We start from the raw sequence: 17,864 nt of genomic DNA on the forward strand, positions 1-17,864 counted from the left end.
ATGCACCGGGCAACGCAATTACACTGATCCGCGCTATTCGACGAAGTGCGTGACGGCGTGACAGCGGTCAGTATCCGAAGCTCGTCGTGTAGGCGCACTCCGTGTAGATGTACCCGGCCGACAGTTTGGCCGTGTCCGATGCCGGGGACTTTCCGAGGCCGTTCCTGGACTTGTGCACGAAGTACGTGGTGCCGGCCGGCAGCCTGATGGTCCGCTGCGGGTAGTTCTTGCCGCTGTCGCTGCACGGTTCGAAGCCGAGCCCCACCGTGCCGGCGAGGGAGTAGGAGGTGCAGCTCCCGCAGGCCTTGAGGGTGAAGCTGCCCGTCACCGGTCCCGTGTACAGCACCGTGATGTCGTCGGGGCTGTCGTTCTTCACGGTGACGGAGATGCCGCCGCCGGAGGCCGTCGTCGGCAGCCGCTTGCCCGCGGCGGGCACGGTTTGGGCGATCTCGGCGGCGATGGCGATCTTCTTGGCGCGGGCGCGCATCTTGTGGTCCCCGTTGTCCCTGACGAAGTCGTTCATGGTGGTGACGGCCTCGGCGAAGCTCCCGTCGCGGTACTGATCCACCCCACAGGCGTACGCACCCGAGTCCGCGCCCCTCTCCGCCCGGTCGGCGTTCTTGTCGAGGGCTTCGGCCAGCCCGGCACGGTCGCCCTTGAGCCCGGTGACCTGGGAGACGAGACTCTCCAGGCGTGCCACGGCCGCGCAGGGTTCGTCGCCGCCCACCTCCTTCACCGCCTTGTCGACGGCCGTGTCGACCGCGGGTCCCACTTCCGCGGCCTGCTCGGACTGCGGGAAGTCCGACAGGAGTTCGCCGTAGTGCGTCGTCCAGTCGACGGCTCCGCCGGTCAGCGACTGCGAACCGCACTCGTACAGCGAGGTGGCCAGCCGGTCGTCGGGCCACCTCGCCAGCGCTCCGAGTTCCTTCTCGCCCATGGTGCTCGGGACCGTGCGCAGGTACTTCAACGGGACGATGGCGTCACAGTAGTTCTGCCGCGCGTAGGGAGAACCGACCGTGGTGTAGTACGTCTTGAGCCGGTCGGGGACCCGAGCGGCCGCCCGCGAGCCGGGGTGATCGTCGCGAAGGTCCCCGTAGACGGTCAGGGCACGGCGGTAGTCGGCCTCCCCTGACGAGAAGGACTGTTTCCCGGCGGCCCGGACCAGTCCGTCCGCCCGCTCGAGGCGGTCCAGCAGCATCTGCTCGGTGGCTTCGTCGCGCGCGTCCCCGTACAGGAACGCGCCACCGGCGGGCACGGCCAGGAGCACCAGCCCGAGCGCGGCGGCGAGCCAGGCTTTCGCCGGCCACACCAGCCGGGTCCGCAAACCCACGATCGCGCCGTGGACGGCCGCGATCCCGAGGAGGACCAGGTAGGTGCCGAGGACACCGCCGGAGACGCCGTCCGGGTCCGCGGGCAGGGCCACCACGAGCAGCACCGCGGTGGCGACCCAGCAGGCCGCCATCAGCCCCCAGCGGCGCACGAGTGCGTAACCGAGCCCGAGTCCGCACAGGTTCAGCAGCGCCACCGCGGCCGCTCGCCGGCCGTCCGCCGGAGCGGTCGCCGGAGCGGTCGGCGGCGCGGTCGGCGGCGCGGTCGGCATGGGTGGCACCGGCGGTGCGACGAACCCGTCGCGTGGCTCGCTGTGATCCCAGGACATGACGGCTCCCCCAGTCAATCACGCCCGAAGTTCTATGACTTGTCAGCGTACGGTCAGCCGTTCGAGGGCGACAGGGGGCAGCGTCGGCTCTTCGCGGAACCACACCGTGGCGGCGAGAACTGTGCGACTGGAGGAGGTTCGGGTGCCCGCCAGTGGCGTCAGCAACAGCCGGTGTCGGGGGTGCCGGTGACGGCGCGTCCGACGCCCGGGGCCGGGGCGGCGGATGTGCCCGGGACGGCGGCGCCGGTGACCGCTTCGAGGCGGCAGAAGCACGACGCCTCGATCGGCACGTCCGCCACGGCCGCGGCGACCTTCAGCTGCTGGGCCACGATCTGTGCCTCCCCGGTCCTGCCCAGCCGGACGAGGCACTCGTGGAACCCGTGCAGGGCCCAGACGTTGCCGGGGTGGTGCGAGGCCCGGGGAAGCGTGTCGTCGAGCCCCAGGTCGGCCCGGTAGACGGCCTCCGCCTCGGTGACGCGCCCCTGCTCCAGGAGCAGGGCCCCGTACGCGTGCCGGGTGGGCTGCATCCACCCCCAGGGCTCGTCGTAGGGAAGGCTGTCGTCCAGCGCGATCGACCGTTCCAGCGCGGCGAAGGCGGCCTCGTGACGGCCCTTGCGGTACTCCAGTTCGCCGTCGAGCATCGCCGAGGCGACCGCGAGGATGTCGGCACAGGTGTTGTTGAACAGCATCCGGGTCTCCGGGACCCGCGTGACCGCCTCCCGGAACAGCCCTTGCTCCGCCTCGGCCTCGGCGATCTCGCCGGTGGCCGCCAACGCGACACCGCGGGCGTAGTGGAGCATCGCGGTCGTCACGCAGTACAGCCGTGGATCGGCGGGCAGCGGCAGGCCCAGGATGTCGGCCCAGCGGCCGAATCGGATCAGGACGTGCACCCTCATGGCGAGGAAGCTTTCGAGCCAGTCCGCCATGGGCGGACTCTCCACCCGCAGCAACTCCTCCGGGATGGAGGCCTCCAGTTGCGCGGCGGTCTCCAGCGCGGTCCTCGACTGCCCGAGGAACATCGCGCCGTAGATCCTGAAGTGGTAGTTGTGCGACCGGTACAGGGTGTAGAAGTTCATCACCCCGGACCGCGCGAGGAACTTCTCGTCGGCGGCGATCGCCGTGCCGTTGTCGGCCACCACCCGCCGGTAGTCGCCGCAGAGCACGTCCAGGTGCGTGGGCATGTGCTGCAGATGACCGGCGTCGGGGACCAGGCCACGCAGCCGGTCCGCGGCGGGCAGCGCCGTCTCGGGAGCCGAGGACATCTCCATCAGATGGATGTAGAGGTGCAGGAGCCCCGGGTGCCACGCCCCGGCCTCGGTGGCGATCGCCCGCTCCAGGACCGCCCCGGCCTCCGACGTCCGCGCGCCGTCGGCGGGCTCGCCCGTGCGCGTGTCCCACAGCTGCCAGGGCGTGAGGTTCATCAGCGCGTCGGCGTAGAGCGTGGCGACGTCCAGGTCGTCCGGGGCGAGCTCGTACACGGCGCGCATGCTGTCGGCGTAGGGCTCGTTCCACACCGAGCAGTCCTCGACCGCCTCCGCCCGCGGGTAGCGGGCGCGCAGGGCGCCGATCAGGGCCCGCTCGACCGGGGTGGCCGCGGCGGCCTTCTCGTGGGCGAGTTCCACGGCCGCGTGGGTGCGGGAGACCGTACGGGCGAGCTCGTCGCCCTCGAAGAACTCCCAGGGCTTGTTGTAGTTCGGGCCCAGGGCGTAGGCGATGCCCCAGTGGGCCATGGCGCAGTCGGGGTCGGCCGCCGCCGCGGCCTCGAAACAGGCGACGGCTTCCTCGTGGTGGAAGGCGTACGACCAGACCAGACCGCGGTCGAACCACGTCTGGGCCTGCGGCGACGAGGTCGTCACGGGGCGGCTGTGGGTGCCGAGGTCGTAGTAGTCCATCCGCCGCTCCCGCGCAGGTAGGGCCGGCCGGGGGCGAACCACCCGTGCCCGCGTTCCCTCCGCGGCCGAAGCCCCGGAGTATGTGTGGCCACGAGCCTAGAGGTGATCCACACGTATTTGTCCCGTGTTCGGACCTCAACAGCCGCAAGGGGGGCGCAGCGGCTCTCGCCCCGGCGCCCGGCCCCGCGCGGTCGGCTTCCCGCCTCAGTACTCGCTGTCGATGCCGGTGACGAACGCCGGCCCGAGCGGCGCGTCCGCCTCGGCCAATCCACTGTCGCGGAGAGCCCTGGAAACCAGCTGGACGGCCTCGGTCTCGGCGCCGGCCTGGTCCGCCGCCTCGACCTCGATCCGGGCGGAGAACATGCCGCCCTCCTCGACCGTCAGCAGACTCAGTTCCTCGCTCTCGCCAAGATCCGTGTTCTTCGGGTCCCGGGGACGGAGCCTGCGCTCGATGTCGGAGCGCGCGGCGTCGGGAACACCGTTGACGAACGTGCCGGGGACGGTGATGACGTACGTGGTCATGAGTACTCCTTGTCTGATCACGTTCCACGTTCCCCTCCTTCGGCCGGAAATGCGGACCGCCCCGCGCGGCGAGGCGAGAGGGGCTCCGGAGCCCCCTCCTTTGCCGCGCCTCGTGGATGCCGGTGCCATGGGGCGCGCGAACCGGGAAATCGCAGGCGCCACAGGGCACCCCCGGTTCTCGTAGACCCCGGTAGCCTCGTCGGATCCACGCGCGCAGGGGTTCTCCCGGGTGCAGGCGGAGGGCCTCGTGGCGCATTCTTGCTGTGTCAGCCACCTGGGCGGCGCACGGACGAGGTAGGGCCGATGACTGGGAGAGCCGAGCACGAGACCCGGACCCCCGGTCGCCTGGATTCGCTGCTGACCGGGATCACCAGGGAGGCCATCAGCGCGGCCGGCGGCTTCGCGGGAGGCGTCTACCTGCGCTCCAGCACTCCCGGGCTGCTGCGGCTGGCCGTGCTCTCCGGTCTGCCCGGACCGCTGTTCCGCCCGTGGTGGCGCCTGCACGTCGACCGCCGGTTCCCGGTGGCGGATGCCTACCGGCTCGGCGTCCAGGTGGTGCTCCCGGACGCCACGGAGACGATGCGCCGCTACCCGCAGTTCGCGGCGGGGCTGCCGTTCCAGTTCGGCTCCCTGTACGTGCCCGTCGCGGGGAAGTCGACGACGTACGGCGTACTGACTCTCCTGCGCCCCTCGGTGTCGGACACCACCGAGGTCCTGCCCGACCGTGACCGTATGGCGCAGCTGGCCGAGGACCTGGGCGAGGCGCTGTGGACCCTGGAGGAGGGCGGCGGGCCGGACGTCGCCTGGGACGGCGAGCCCCTCTGTGTACGGCCTCCGGTCGCGCGTCCTCCCGCCGGACGCATCGGCCGGTTCACCTGGGACCCGGCGTCCGACGTGGTGACCGCGGACAACCGTCTGCACGCACTGCTCGGCGTGGCGCCGGGGAGGTCCACCGACACCCCGCAGGCACTCGCGGACGCCGTGGGCGCCGCCGACGCACACCAGATCCTGACCGCCCTGCGGGAGACGGCCGCGGGAAGACCGCCGCCCCTTCCCCTGCCGGTGCACGCCGCCGACGGCAGCCTGCGACTGCTGGAGCTGTGGAACCTGGACGACACGACCGCGCCGCCGGCAACGCGTGCCGTGCGGGGCCTGGTCCTCGATCCGGACATCGGTTCGGCGGCCGACGGAGCGGCGGACCTGCTTCCCGAGGGCGTGTTCTGCCTCGACCGGCTGGGTCTGATCGTCTACGCCAACGAGCAGGCCGCCCGGCTCCTGGACCGGCCCCGCGCACAGCTTCTCGGCCGGCCGCTCGGCGAGGGCGTGCCGTGGCTGGACCGGCCCGCCTACGAGGACCATCTGCGCGAAGCCCTGCTGTCCTCCGAGCCGGTGCACTTCCATGTCGTACGACCGCTCCCGCCCGCTGAGAATTCCTCCCCGGAGCCACGCGGAGGTGACTGGCTGGCGCTCTCCGTGTATCCCGGGCCCGACCTCCTGACCTGCACCGTCGTGCCTTCGAACCGGATGGCCGAACCTGCCCCCGACCTCGCGCCCCCGCCCGAGGGGCCCTTGCCCGAAGGACCCCGGACGGCGGGTGCGCCCCAGACCGCCGGACCGGCTGCCGAAGTCACCTCCATGGCTCCCCTGTACCGGCCGATCGTCCTCGCGATCGCGCTGACCGAGGCGGTCACCGCCCGCCAGGTGTCCGCGGTCGTGATGCAGGAACTGCTGCCGGCCTTCGGCGGACGCCGGCTCGCCATCTACCTGCTGCAGGAGCGGCACCTGTACCTGGCCTGGGAGACGGGTTTTCCCCAGGGGTTCCTCGCCCCGTTCGAAGGGGTCAGCCTCGACGCGCGACTGCCCGGCGTCGAGACCCTCACCGGCGGCCGCCCGCTCTTCTTCGAGTCGATGAGCCAGCTCGCGGCCGCCTATCCGGGCATTGCTCTCGACGCGACGGAGGGCTCCCGGGCCTTCCTGCCCCTGATCGCCTCGGGGCGTCCGGTCGGTTCCTGCATCCTGGGCTTCGACCGGCCCCGCAGCTTCAGCACCGAGGAACGCGCGGTGCTCACGGCCCTTGCCGGGCTGATCGCCCACGCCATGGAGAAGGCACAGCGCTACGACACCGAGGCGGCGCTCGCCCGTGGTCTTCAGCAGGCGCTCCTCCCCCGGCGCCTCTCCGCGCACCCGCGGGTGGAGACCGTCGGGCGCTATCTGCCGGGCACGCAGGGGATGGAGGTGGGCGGCGACTGGTACGACGTCGTCGAGTCGGGTGACGGTCTCGCCCTGGTCATCGGCGACGTCCAGGGACACGGTGTCCAGGCGGCCGCCACGATGGGGCAGCTGCGCAGCGCCGTAAGGGCCTTCGCGCTCGGCGACCGCCCGCCCGACGAGGTCATGAGCGGCACCAACCACCTCCTGATCGACCTGGACCCCGGCCTGTTCGCGAGCTGCTGCTACATCCGTCTGGATCCGCTCACCGGTGTGGCCCGGGTGGCCCGGGCAGGGCATCCGCCGCCGATCATCCGCTACCCGGACGGCCGGACCCACGTCCTGGACATCCCCGGCGGAGTGGTCCTCGGGGTCGATCCGCACGCCCACTACCCGGTGACGGAGTTGCAGCTGGAGCCCGGTGCCATCCTCGCTCTCTACACGGACGGGCTGGTCGAGCGGCCCGGCGTCGACATCGACGAGGGCATCACCGCACTCCGTGTCGCCCTGGCCCGGGCCGGTTCGCCCGCCGGCCGCCCCGGAGGCCGCTCCCTCGCGGGGGTCGCCGACCGGCTCACCGCCACGGCCCGGCACGTCGCCGACCGCCCCGACGACATAGCGCTGCTGCTCGCCACACGCCGCTCGGAGCCCCACCCCCGGCACTGAGGCCGACGGGTGCCCCGAACGGCTCACCCGAACGGCGGGCCTGCCGTCGCGCGGCCCAGACGTACGGGGACCCCCGGGGAGTACAGCACGCTCACCGGATCCCCCACCGGTGACGGCAGCCCCGCCGACCGGACGAGGTTCTCCTCGCAGGTGACCAGGGTGGCGCGGTGCAGCGGCCAGCGCGGATGGTCGTTCGGCAGGAACCCGGTGTCGCCGGAGAACGGGTTGTGCATCCCCCACCTGGCGGTCAGGAAGTGTTCGAGGCCGGTCGGCTCCGCTATCCGCTCGCCGGGCCTGACGACGAGCCTGCTGTAGGCGCCACGGGGGCCCGGCAGGCGCCGCGCGCTGGCGTAGCCGACCGTGTCCCCACGGGTCCGCAGGGACATGCGGGACCACACGTACGGCAGCCGGAAACCGAGGCGCCCCATCAGCACGGGGACGAGGCGGGACGCGTCCATGGACCGGAAGACCACACCGCGCCGCCCGTACGCGTCCACCGAGTACAGCCGCACGTTGGTCTCCGGGAACGAGCCGAAGTACGGCACACCCGGCAGCCGCAGCCACCCCACCCGGTGCATACGGAACGCGACCAGGCCGACGAAGGTGACGCCGTCCAGGGTGTCAGGGGTGGTGCCCGCCGGCAGCAGCCCTGCCACGGCCGCCGGCTCCACGGCCCAGTGCACGAAGGTGAGGTCCAGCCACTGCTGGGTGAGCAGAGGGCGTGGAAGGGCGACCGGGGCGTCCGGCGTGATCGGTTCCGGCACGGAGGAGGTGTTCGACACGGGCGTCAGCATCGCAGCGCCGGGCTCCGGGCATACCGAGAACCCGCGCCGTGTGACCCGTCCGGCACCGGCGCGTACCGTCCGCGGGCGGCGTCACCGTCTCCGGCTCACTTCCTCACCCGGCAGCGGCCGCCCGGACGGCGCTCCGGCTGTCAGGGATTCGAAGGCACGGTACGCGTCAGACATCGGTGGGCAGGCCACTCACCTCGGCGATGCCCCGCAGCTCCTCGTCCTGCCGGTGCCGTTCACCGATGAAGTCGGCGATCTCCTGGCAGCGGACGGGATCGGCCGCGGTGCCCGAGTCCGTCACGACCCGGACGGGTCCGCCCTCCTCCGTCTCGATCTCGACGATCTGGTTGTCCATGCGTCCCGTGACGGCGACCGCGACGACGAGGGACGCCTCGTCACGGACCTCCTGCGAGACGTTCGCGCCCTCTTCGCCATCCAGACTCAGCTCGATCGGTCCGGCTCGCTGTTCCTGCATCGCCTCGAGCACGGGTTCGACCATGCGCAGCAGCAGCGCATAGTCCGAGGGGGTCATGCGGACACGCAACAGATCGAGGTAAAGATCAACGGGCCGGCTTTCGGGCGGAAACTCTGATTCGCTCATGGGACTCGACTTCCCCAATGTGGGCAATGTGATCGCATCTGCGTCCAGAATGGTGGATCCCCGGGCTCCCCGCCGCTCGACATCGCCCGCCGGGCCCCCGGACCACCGGGCACCGGGCACCGGGCACCGGGCACCGGGCACCGGGCCGAGGGTGTCGGCCAACAGGGCGGCGGAGCCCACGCCGAGCGCGGGCTCCGGGCGGTCCCAAGATCCGTACGCACCCTCACGCGCTCGGTCCCCCTCCGCGTACGGAGAGGGACCGAGCAGGTCGAGCGGCCGGGTGCCGGTGCGGCCCGGCCGTGCGCGGCCTAGGCGCCGCGGCGAATGCGGGCGGCCTTCCGGGCCTCGGCCGTCTGACGGGCCTCGGCGGTCCGCCGGGACTCGTTGCCGGCCCGTCCGGGCCGGCCCGGACGGGTGCCCATGCCCCGGAAGGGGGCGCCGCCGCGCGGGGGCCGCTCCGTGACCGGGGCGCTGCCCGCGAGGGGAACGCCGGAGGGCGCCTGGGCGCCGGTGATGCGGCTCAGCTCGGCCTCCCCCGAGCGGACCTGGGTGACCTGCGGCCGGATGCGTGCGTCGGACATCAGGCGGGTCATGTCGCGGCGCTGGTTGGGGGTGACCAGGGTGACGACGCTGCCGGACTCGCCTGCGCGGGCCGTGCGGCCGCCCCGGTGCAGGTAGTCCTTGTGGTCGCCGGGCGGGTCGACGTTGACGACCAGGTCGAGATCGTCTACGTGGATTCCACGGGCCGCGACGTTCGTCGCGACCAGGACGCTGACGTGGCCGGTCTTGAACTGTGCCAGGGTGCGGTTGCGCTGCGGCTGCGACTTGCCGCCGTGCAGGGCCGCGGCGCTGACACCGCTGACCAGCAGGTGCTTGGTGAACTGGTCGACGGCGTGCTTGGTGTCGAGGAACATGAGCACACGCCCGTCGCGGGCCGCGATCTCCGTGGCGGTGGCGTACTTGTCGGCACCGTGCACGTACAGCACGTGGTGCTCCATCGTGGTGACGGCGCCGGCCGACGGGTCGACCGAGTGGACCACCGGATCGTGGAGGTAGCGCCGGACCAGAAGGTCGATGTTGCGGTCCAGCGTGGCCGAGAACAGCATCCGCTGGCCGTCGGGCCGTACCTGGTCGAGAAGCTCGGTGACCTGCGGCATGAACCCCATGTCGGCCATCTGGTCGGCCTCGTCCAGGACCGTGATGTCGACCCGGTCGAGGCGGCAGTCCTTGCGCTCGACGAGGTCCATGAGGCGGCCCGGGGTCGCGACGACGACCTCGGCACCGGCACGCAGCGCGCCGGCCTGCCTGCCGATCGACATGCCGCCGACCACGGTGGCCAGCCGCAGCTTCAACAGCCGGGCGTACGGCGTGAGCGCGTCGGTGACCTGCTGCGCCAGCTCACGTGTGGGTACGAGGATCAGGGCCAGCGGTTTCCGCGGCTCGGCCCGCCGCCCCGCCGTGCGGACGAGGAGCGCCAGGCCGAAGGCGAGCGTCTTGCCCGAGCCGGTGCGGCCGCGGCCCAACACGTCGCGGCCCGCGAGGGAGTTCGGCAGCGTGGCGGCCTGGATGGGGAACGGCTCCTCCATGCCGAGGCCGGTGAGCGTCTCCAGCAGCTCGGCGGGCAGGCCCAGTTCACCGAAGGTGGCCACCGCGGGGAGGGCGGGGGTGATGGTGGTCGGGGGTGCGAACTCCCCCTGCACCGCGGAGGGACGGCGTCCGCCGCCGCCCGAACGGGTGGCGGGGCGGCCCTGCCCCTGGCCCTGCGAGCGGGAGCGGCCGCTCCGGTCGCCACCGGTGTAGCCGTCCTTGCGATTACTTGAAAAACGATCGTTTGTGCGAGCTGATCGGTTCATGAAGAACCTTCCTCGATATGGCACGTATCGAGGAATTCCCGGCGTGCACGAGCCGGATGAATTGCAAGAACGAGCCGAATGTAAGACGAAACCAAGTCGACCGGGCCGACGCTGCGCGCCGAAAGAGACGGCGGCGGGCGGCGGCGGTCCCCGGAAGCGGGGACCGGGGCGAATCGGAGCGCCGGAGCCGGAGCACGAGCGGGCACGGATCGGGCCGACCGCCGGCGGGCCGGGGGCAGTCCCCCTAAGCCGTTGAGAATGCAACAAGCTGGGGCCCCACCGTGAAGTGGGACCCCAGCCGCCTTGCGCGCTAGAGCATCAGGCAGGAGTGATGTTCTCCGCCTGCGGGCCCTTCTGGCCCTGCGTGACGTCGAAGGTCACCTTCTGACCTTCCTGCAGCTCGCGGAAGCCCTGGGTGGCGATGTTCGAGTAGTGGGCGAAGACGTCAGGGCCGCCGCCGTCCTGCTCGATGAAGCCGAAGCCCTTTTCCGAGTTGAACCACTTCACGGTTCCAGTAGCCATGTCATATCCCTTTCGGGGCAGTACCCGGGGGCCCGCACTGTGTGGACCCCTGTGTCGCCGCAATTGACCCCGTCCGGAATGGAACGCCGGAAATACAAAAGTGCCCGACGAATACGAATTCGCCTGAGGCACTTGAAGTGTGCGGGAACTACAACTGCAACTGGATCAAGACTAGCACGACGGGCCCGCCAGGCAACGGCACACCCGCACCACCGAAGAACCGTTACGGACGGGCCGCCGCTCCGGGACCCTTACGACCCCCCTCGCCACCCCGGGGACCCCGGTCCCGGTGGCGCGGCGAGGGTCCGGCCGCGCACCGCCGTCTCCACCGACCGGCACCGGGATCCTGCCGCTCGCACGGACCACGGCGGCCGCCTCGCGAGCCACGGCCGCCCCCGGCGGACCATCGGGCCCATTGCCTCAAGTCCCCCTGCCACGCACCCGCCTGGGTCATCCGGGTCCCGCCGTCCTGGTTCCGGGAGGTCGGTGCGGGACTCTGGAAACTGACGACTCGTCAGGTTACGCTCCGCGCATGATTTCCACGGTGGTCTGGGGTACGGGAAACGTCGGCCGTGCGGCGATCCGCGCCGTCGAGGCGCACCCGGCGCTCGACCTCGCGGCCGTCCTCGTCCACAGCCCCGACAAGGTCGGCCGTGACGCGGGCGACCTCGGCGGTCTGGGCCGAGGCCTGGGGATCGCCGCGACCGACGACGTCGACGCCGTACTGGCCGACGGCCCGCGGGCCGTCGTGTACGCGGCGTCGGGCGACATCCGGCCCGACGAGGCCCTGGCCGACATCGCCAGGGCGATCCGCAGCGGCGCCGTGGTCGTGACCCCGTCGCTGTACCCGCTCTACGACCAGCGCAACGCCCCGCCGGAGTTCCGGGACCCCGTGCTCGCCGCCGTGGCGGACGGCGGAGGGTCGCTGTTCGTCTCCGGCGTGGACCCCGGCTGGGGCAACGACGTGCTGCCGCTGCTGATGAGCGGGCTCGGCACGGTCGTCGACGCCATCCGGTGCCAGGAGATCTTCGACTACTCCACGTACGAGCAGGAGGAGTCGGTCCGGTACCTGGTCGGGATGGGCCAGTCGATGGAGTACGAGCCGCTGATGCTCGCCCCGTCGATCCCGACGATGGTGTGGGGCGGGCAGATACGGCTGATGGCCAGGGCCCTGGGCGTCGAACTCGACGAGATACGCGAGACCTTGCAGCGCCGCGCCCTCGACACCACGGTGAGCACCCGGACGATGGGCGTCTTCGAGGCCGGCACCCAGGGCGCCGTGCGGTTCGAGGTCCAGGGGTTCGTCGGGGGTGAGCCCCGCATCGTCATCGAGCACGTCACGCGCATCCATCCGTCCTGCGCGCCCGACTGGCCGGCACCGCCCAACGGCGACGGCGCGCACCGCGTGATCATCGAGGGCCGCCCTCGCATCGAGATCACCGTCGAGGCGACCGACGAGGGCGAGAACCGTTCCGCGGGCGGGAACGCCACGGCGGTCGGGCGGCTGGTCGGCGCGATCGACTGGCTCGTGGACGCGGAGCCCGGACTGTACGACGCGCTCGACGTCCCCCTGCGCCCGGCGGTCGGAAGGCTCGGCAGGAAATGACGCCGACACCCGAGGCCGCGCCTCCCTTCCCCGGCCGAGCCCGGGGCGTGATCGAAGGAGTCCCGGATGCACGTCGACGTTCCCGAGGGCAAGAACCCGATCGAGTACGTGTGGGGCGAGATGGTCCCCGGTATAGGGCCCGCCGCCGCGAACTTCTCGCTGGCCGTCTACTCCCATACGACGCTGGGGCTGCGCGAGTTCGAGGCCGCGCGGCTTCGGACCGCGCAGATCAACGGCTGTCTCTTCTGCCTCGACTGGCGGACCGAGCGGGACGGGCTGAAGGTCGAGGAGGGGTTCGCCGACGCGGTGCTCCAGTGGCGCACGACCGACGCGTTCGACGACCGCACTCGCCTGGCCGCCGAGTACGCGGAGCGGTACGCCCTGGATCACCATGGCCTCGACGAGGAGTTCTGGGGCCGGATGACCGCGAACTTCGGCCAGGCCGAGATCGTGGAGCTGACCATGAGTCTGGGGTCGTGGCTGGCGTTCGGGCGGCTCAACCACGTGCTGGGGCTCGACGCCATGTGTGTGCTGCCGGGGCACTGACGTGGCCCGGGGCCGCCCGGCGCACGCGGTCGGCCCCGGGCTCGTTCCTCGCGCGGGACGGGATCCGTCGGTTTCCTGGGCGGGTGCGGACGCCCGGGTCGCCGCTACAGGTCGGCGGCGATGATCGCTTCGATGTTCCGTTCGGCGAGGGCGGTGATGGTGACGAACGGGTTGACGCTGGTGTTGCCCGGGACGAGTGCGCCGTCGATGACGTACAGGCCCGGATGTCCGTGCAGGCGGCCGTAGTTGTCGGTCGCCCTGTTGAGCACGGCGCCACCGAGCGGGTGGTACGTGAGATGGTCGCCCCAGATCTTGTAGGTGCCGAAGAGGTCGGTGCGGTAGATCGTCCCTTCCTTGGCGTTGATCTTGTCGAAGATCGTCTTGGCCATGTCGATCGACGGTTGCTTCCAGGCGGTCTGCCAGTTCAGGTCGACCCTGTTCGCCGCTGCGTTCCACGAGAACTGGGCCCGGTTGGGGTTCTTGGTGATCGACAGGTAGAACGAGGCGTAGGTCTCGATGCCGGTGGGCAGTGGGGCGACCTCGGCGAAGGCACCACCCGCGGCCCAGTTGTCGATGCCGGAGCAGGGGATGGACGACTGCACGGCGCCGGTGGGGTCCCACATGTGGTTGGCGCGGCCGCACATCACGTTGCCGTTGTCGCCCCAGCCCTTGCCCACCTCGCCGTTGAGGGCGGGGAGTGCGCCGGTGGCCTTGAGCCTGACCAGGAGCTTGCTGGTTCCGACACTGCCGGCCGCGAAGAAGACCCGGTCCGCGGTGACGGTCTTGGTGGCCGTGGTGGTACCGACGGTGTTGAGCTGGTCGATGACGACGGTGTAGCCGCCACCGGATTTCGGGGCGACCGAGGTGACCTTGTGCAGGGCTGAGATGGAGACTCGTCCCGTTGCCTTCGCCCGGGCGAGATAGGTCTGCTGCAAGGACTTCTTGCCGTAGTTGTTGCCATAGAGGATCTCGCCCGCGAGTGCGGACTTGGGTACGGTTCCCGCGGCCTCCCGCTCCATGTAGTCCCAGTCGTACACGTCGGGCACGAAGACGAACGGGAAGCCCGAACCCTGGGCGTGCTTACGGCCGACCCGGGCGTACTGGTAGCAGTCGGCGGTCTCGAACCACGCGGGGTCGACCGTGCCCACCCCGAGGCCCGCGTTGGCGCGCGGGTAGTAGACGGAGTACATCTCGTCGGCGTCGACCGAGGGCAGGACGGCGCCGAAGTTCTCGCGCCTGGGCGTGACCGCCATGCCTCCGTTGACCAGTGAGCCGCCGCCGACGCCGCGGCCCTGGTAGACGATGATGCCGCCCATCTCCTCGGCGTCCAGGATGCCGGTGTGGCGAGGGACGTCCTTGTCGATGGGAAATCCCAGGAAGTTGCTGAGCGGCTGCTTCGTCCTGGTGCGCAGCCAGTAGGACCGGTAGTCGGGGCTCGTCGTGTTGGCGAAGATCTTGCCGTCCGGTCCCGGGGTGTTCCAGGCCATGCCCATCTCGGCCATGTGGACGTCGACACCCGCCTGCGCCAGCCGCAGGGCGGCCACGGCGCCGCCGTATCCGGTGCCGATCACGAGAGCGGGCACGTGCGCCCCGGGCTCGATCACTGCGGCGGCGGTCGCCGCGTGGGCCGGGACCGCATGCCCGGCGAGCGCGGCCGACCCGAGAACAGAACTGGTTCCAGTTATGAATCTTCGACGTGACACGCCTCTCACACGCGTCTCACGTGGGGAATCACCATTCATGCGCGGCTCCTCACTCTCCATAGAGTGAAACGGGTTCTACTGGGACCCAGATGAGAAGTCACGCCATACCCTGAGGTAACTTTCAAACGATCACAAAATGGGCATCACGTACACCTGCGGACACGTCGTGACCGCACAGAAGACAGCCGCACCATGCGTTTCGAGCCGGCCCACGGAGCGGGCCCCACCGGGGCGACAGCGGTTCGGTTCCGCTCGAGGGCTTCAGCCGCGCAGGAGGCGCCGGGCGGTCAGCGCGAGACTGAGTTCCACCATGTCGGCCGGGCGGGCGAGCGAACGGCCGGTCAGCTGCTCGCACCGCTTCAGCCTGTTCAGGACGGTGTTGCGGTGGCAGTACAGACGGACGCCCGCCCGCTGCGCCGAACCGTCGCACTCCAGCCACGCCTCCAGCGTGTCCAGCAGGATGTCGCGGTCGGACGGCTCCAGACGCAGCAGCGGTCCGAGGACCTCTTCGGCCAGCGCCCCGCCCAGTTCGGGGCACGACATCACCATGGCCGCCGGGAGCCGCTCGGTCAGCCGTACGGTGCCCCCGCCGTCCGGACACATGCTCAGGGCCATGTCCGCCAGCCTGCGGGCATCGCCCACCGCCGCCAGCCCCGCCACCGCGGGCCCGACCCCGATCCTCGCGCCCGTGGACGGCCGCACCAACGGCTCGGGCAGCTCGCCGTCACCGACCAGGACGATGCCGTGATCGACGTCCACCCCCGCATGCCAGTGGACACGCACATCGGCCGGGAAGACGTCGGCGGACACGGACGCGCGCCCGCCCTGGTGTGTGCCCGCGACGGCGATGACGGCATACCTCGCCTGTTCGGGCAGGTCCAGCGCCTCGGCGGTCGCGGCGACGTCCGCGATACGGCTGGTGCCGTCGAGGAGGGCCGCGGTCAGCAGACGCACCCGGTGTTCCTGGCGCCAGGCGTGCTGCCGTTCCGTCCTGCGGTAGACGTCCGCCACGAGGGTGCAGTGCTCGTCGACGAAGTTCCACACGTCGGCCGCCACATGGACGAGGAGGCGGACGTCCTCCGGGGCGGTCCTGGAGGTCTCTTCGACCAGCGCCTGCCAGATCAGGGACCCGCCGAGGCGAAAGGCGTGCAGGAGCGCGTCCAGCGGCAGTCCCTGTTCGGCGCGTGAGGCACCGATCTTCCACGAGCAGCGCAAGGCCGCGTCCCGGGTGCTCCGCGGGTCGATCAGCGAACCGACGCTGTGGCGGAGCGACCGGTGCACTTCCTGCCACGTGCCCGTCGGATCGCTGTCCAGGGCGGTCCGGTAGGCGGGTTCACGCTCCCGCAGCGCGGCGACGAGCCGGTCGGTCAGCTCGGGAAGGTTGTTCAGCAGGATCCGGGCCGACCGGTGCAGCACGCGAACAGCGTCGGCGTCGATCAGGGAACGGACCCTCGGGGGACGCGACAGCGCGGCGGACGGCGGTCCGTGGCCGAGCTCGACTCGGGACCGTACGGCGTGATGCATCGCGTTCTCCCGGGGCGTCGGCTCCGTGGCGGTGCGTCACACCGGTCCGTGTGCGGCCGCCTGTCGGCCGCGGTTCCACGCGATGGTCGGCACCTGTCCCGTCCTGCCCCGTAGAATGACATACCGTCCAGTCGGTCCCTAGGGTTCTGCGACGTTCTTTTCCCTCGGCCGGGCCCTCCGCGAAGGAGACGGGCCGTCAGCGGCACGTGAGGCGGCGACCCGCGTGACCGGCCTCCTGCGTGTCCCGGGGTTTCGGGGGCATCCGGTATGCCAACCGGGAGGAGAAGTGTCATGTATCTGGCACGTGGAGCGAGCGACGACGCCGACGCCTGGCTCTGGGCCCTGGGGGCTCTCGCTCTGTACGCGCTGATCAGCTACGCACTGGCCTACCGGGCACGCGCCCGGCGCGGCTCCCGGCACCCGGCCCACGACGCCCTGCACGATCTCAAGGACCGTGAGGAGCCGCAGACACCCCGGCAGCGCCTCGTGAGCCGCGCGATCATGCTGTGCGGAGGAGCCGTGACAGGCCTGGTCGCCTTCACGACGTCAGGCGTACCGCGCGTACTGGCGGTCGCGGGCACCGCCGTGGTGGCGGTCGGGCTGTGGGCGTACTACGACCACCGCACCGAGACACCGGCGACTCAGGGGCGATGACCCGAGGGACGTCCGCCGGCACCCGTGCGTCCCCGTGGGTCAGGGGCCGGGGCCCGGGTCCGGTTGCACGGCGGTGGTGATCCCGGCGCGGGCCGCCTCCAGCTGGGCGGCGAAGGCTATGCCGAGAAAGAGCGCGACACCGGTGAGGTTGGCCCACAGCAGCAGGGCGACGAACGCCGTGAGCGGGCCGTAGACGGCACCGAACGACCCGCTCTCGGCGACGTAGAGCGCCAGCAGCCAGGTGGCCGTGACCCACAGCACCAGATGGACCGCCGAGCCGAAGGCGAGCCAGGTGTAGCCCGGCTGGTCCCTGCGGGGAGCCCAGCGGAAGATCACCGCAGAGGCGATCCAGGCCAGCGCCACGCCCAGCGGCACCTGCAGCGGCCCCCACCAGTCGAGCGGGTCACGGGACCAGCCGAACGCCTGCACGACCGACTCGCCCACCGCGTCGCCCGCGACGAGGACGAGGAACCCAAGGACCATGGGCATACCGGCGGCGAGGGCGAGGAGCAGGGCCCGGCCGTACTTGGCGAGGAACGGCCGGTCGCGTTCGATTCCGTAGATCCGGTTGGCACCCCGCTCCACCTGGCCCAGCGCCGAGGCCAGGTTCAGAACGGCGAAGGCAAGGCCCAGCCACATCGCGAGCGCGCCCCAGATTCCGGACCCGGCACTGCGCGCCGTCTCGTCCAGAGCGTCCTCGACCAGATCCGCGCTGGCGCCGGGCACGATCCGGCTGAGGGTGAGCTCGATGATCCGTCCCACGCTCTCGGTGTGGACGGTCGTGGCGACACCGACCAGGGCGATGGTGAACGGGACCAGGCCCAGGACCACCTGGAAGGCGAGGGAGCGTGCGTTGGTGAAGCCGTCCGCGTAGCGGAAGCGGGAGAACGCGTCCAGCAGCAGGTGGCGGCCTCCGTAGCGCCGCAGCGCGGTGAGTGCCTCGTCACCGGAGAGCTCCTCCCCGATCATGTCCCGCGTCTGCGGGACGTGCACGACGGTACCCATCGCGTATGTCTCCTCGTGTCGTTCGTCCACCCCGGGCCGCGAGCCGCGGCCATGGGCCACCGGCCGCGACCGCAGGTCGTCGTACCGTCTTGCCGGTCGTACGGAAATCAGCCG

Annotated in this window: 14 protein-coding genes; 4 read left to right on the forward strand and 10 right to left on the reverse strand. The window is 71.3% G+C overall.

The features are described from left to right. Nucleotides 1-67: 67 nt before the first annotated feature. The 3 genes from O1Q96_RS28995 to O1Q96_RS29005 all read right to left on the reverse strand — a co-directional run bounded on the left by O1Q96_RS28995 (nucleotide 68) and on the right by O1Q96_RS29005 (nucleotide 4,071). Nucleotides 68-1,657, reverse strand: coding sequence for a hypothetical protein (locus tag O1Q96_RS28995; RefSeq protein WP_269250962.1), 1,590 nt, complete (start codon nucleotides 1,655-1,657; stop codon nucleotides 68-70). Nucleotides 1,658-1,815: 158 nt separating this feature from the next. Further along, nucleotides 1,816-3,549: a tetratricopeptide repeat protein gene (locus tag O1Q96_RS29000; RefSeq protein WP_269250963.1), complete on the reverse strand. Its 1,734-nt coding sequence runs from the start codon at nucleotides 3,547-3,549 to the stop codon at nucleotides 1,816-1,818. A gap of 204 nt (nucleotides 3,550-3,753) precedes the next feature. Continuing rightward, complete coding sequence (locus O1Q96_RS29005; protein ID WP_269250964.1) at nucleotides 3,754-4,071, reverse strand: hypothetical protein; 318 nt, start codon at nucleotides 4,069-4,071, stop codon at nucleotides 3,754-3,756. Nucleotides 4,072-4,374: 303 nt separating this feature from the next. On the opposite strand from O1Q96_RS29005, the gene O1Q96_RS29010 reads away from it, so the two are divergent. Beyond that, nucleotides 4,375-6,945, forward strand: coding sequence for a SpoIIE family protein phosphatase (locus tag O1Q96_RS29010; RefSeq protein ID WP_269250965.1), 2,571 nt, complete (start codon nucleotides 4,375-4,377; stop codon nucleotides 6,943-6,945). Between the two features lie 23 nt (nucleotides 6,946-6,968). On the opposite strand, the gene O1Q96_RS29015 is transcribed toward O1Q96_RS29010, so the two are convergent. The 4 genes from O1Q96_RS29015 to O1Q96_RS29030 all read right to left on the reverse strand — a co-directional run bounded on the left by O1Q96_RS29015 (nucleotide 6,969) and on the right by O1Q96_RS29030 (nucleotide 10,712). Beyond that, the gene (locus O1Q96_RS29015) at nucleotides 6,969-7,739 is read right to left on the reverse strand and encodes a YqjF family protein (protein ID WP_419586966.1); all 771 of its coding nucleotides are present in this window, start codon (nucleotides 7,737-7,739) and stop codon (nucleotides 6,969-6,971) included. A gap of 166 nt (nucleotides 7,740-7,905) precedes the next feature. Continuing rightward, nucleotides 7,906-8,337, reverse strand: a complete 432-nt coding sequence (locus O1Q96_RS29020) for a hypothetical protein (RefSeq protein ID WP_269250967.1) — start codon at nucleotides 8,335-8,337, stop codon at nucleotides 7,906-7,908. 308 nt (nucleotides 8,338-8,645) lie between these two features. Further along, nucleotides 8,646-10,190, reverse strand: a complete 1,545-nt coding sequence (locus O1Q96_RS29025) for a DEAD/DEAH box helicase (RefSeq protein ID WP_269250968.1) — start codon at nucleotides 10,188-10,190, stop codon at nucleotides 8,646-8,648. Nucleotides 10,191-10,508: 318 nt separating this feature from the next. Further along, the gene (locus O1Q96_RS29030) at nucleotides 10,509-10,712 is read right to left on the reverse strand and encodes a cold-shock protein (protein WP_055510728.1); all 204 of its coding nucleotides are present in this window, start codon (nucleotides 10,710-10,712) and stop codon (nucleotides 10,509-10,511) included. A gap of 532 nt (nucleotides 10,713-11,244) precedes the next feature. On the opposite strand from O1Q96_RS29030, the gene O1Q96_RS29035 reads away from it, so the two are divergent. Together O1Q96_RS29035 and O1Q96_RS29040 are read left to right on the forward strand one after the other, a co-directional pair. Next, nucleotides 11,245-12,318, forward strand: a complete 1,074-nt coding sequence (locus O1Q96_RS29035) for an NAD(P)H-dependent amine dehydrogenase family protein (protein ID WP_269250969.1) — start codon at nucleotides 11,245-11,247, stop codon at nucleotides 12,316-12,318. 66 nt (nucleotides 12,319-12,384) lie between these two features. After that, nucleotides 12,385-12,864 (forward strand): carboxymuconolactone decarboxylase family protein, encoded by a 480-nt coding sequence (locus O1Q96_RS29040; protein ID WP_269250970.1) that lies wholly within the window; start codon nucleotides 12,385-12,387, stop codon nucleotides 12,862-12,864. 104 nt (nucleotides 12,865-12,968) lie between these two features. Here the strand turns inward: O1Q96_RS29040 and O1Q96_RS29045 are convergent, their stop codons facing one another. Both O1Q96_RS29045 and O1Q96_RS29050 read right to left on the reverse strand, forming a co-directional pair. After that, the gene (locus tag O1Q96_RS29045) at nucleotides 12,969-14,606 is read right to left on the reverse strand and encodes a GMC oxidoreductase (RefSeq protein WP_269250971.1); all 1,638 of its coding nucleotides are present in this window, start codon (nucleotides 14,604-14,606) and stop codon (nucleotides 12,969-12,971) included. 222 nt (nucleotides 14,607-14,828) lie between these two features. After that, the gene (locus O1Q96_RS29050) at nucleotides 14,829-16,091 is read right to left on the reverse strand and encodes a PucR family transcriptional regulator (RefSeq protein ID WP_269250972.1); all 1,263 of its coding nucleotides are present in this window, start codon (nucleotides 16,089-16,091) and stop codon (nucleotides 14,829-14,831) included. Between the two features lie 291 nt (nucleotides 16,092-16,382). Here O1Q96_RS29050 and O1Q96_RS29055 point away from each other — a divergent pair, with 291 nt between their 5' ends. Next, complete coding sequence (locus O1Q96_RS29055; protein ID WP_269250973.1) at nucleotides 16,383-16,745, forward strand: hypothetical protein; 363 nt, start codon at nucleotides 16,383-16,385, stop codon at nucleotides 16,743-16,745. A gap of 39 nt (nucleotides 16,746-16,784) precedes the next feature. Here the strand turns inward: O1Q96_RS29055 and O1Q96_RS29060 are convergent, their stop codons facing one another. Then, entirely contained in the window at nucleotides 16,785-17,750 is a 966-nt protein-coding gene (locus O1Q96_RS29060; protein WP_269250974.1) for a YihY/virulence factor BrkB family protein, read from the reverse strand. Nucleotides 17,751-17,864 lie beyond the last annotated feature (114 nt).

It is taken from the genome of Streptomyces aurantiacus (assembly GCF_027107535.1).
Taxonomy (GTDB): domain Bacteria; phylum Actinomycetota; class Actinomycetes; order Streptomycetales; family Streptomycetaceae; genus Streptomyces.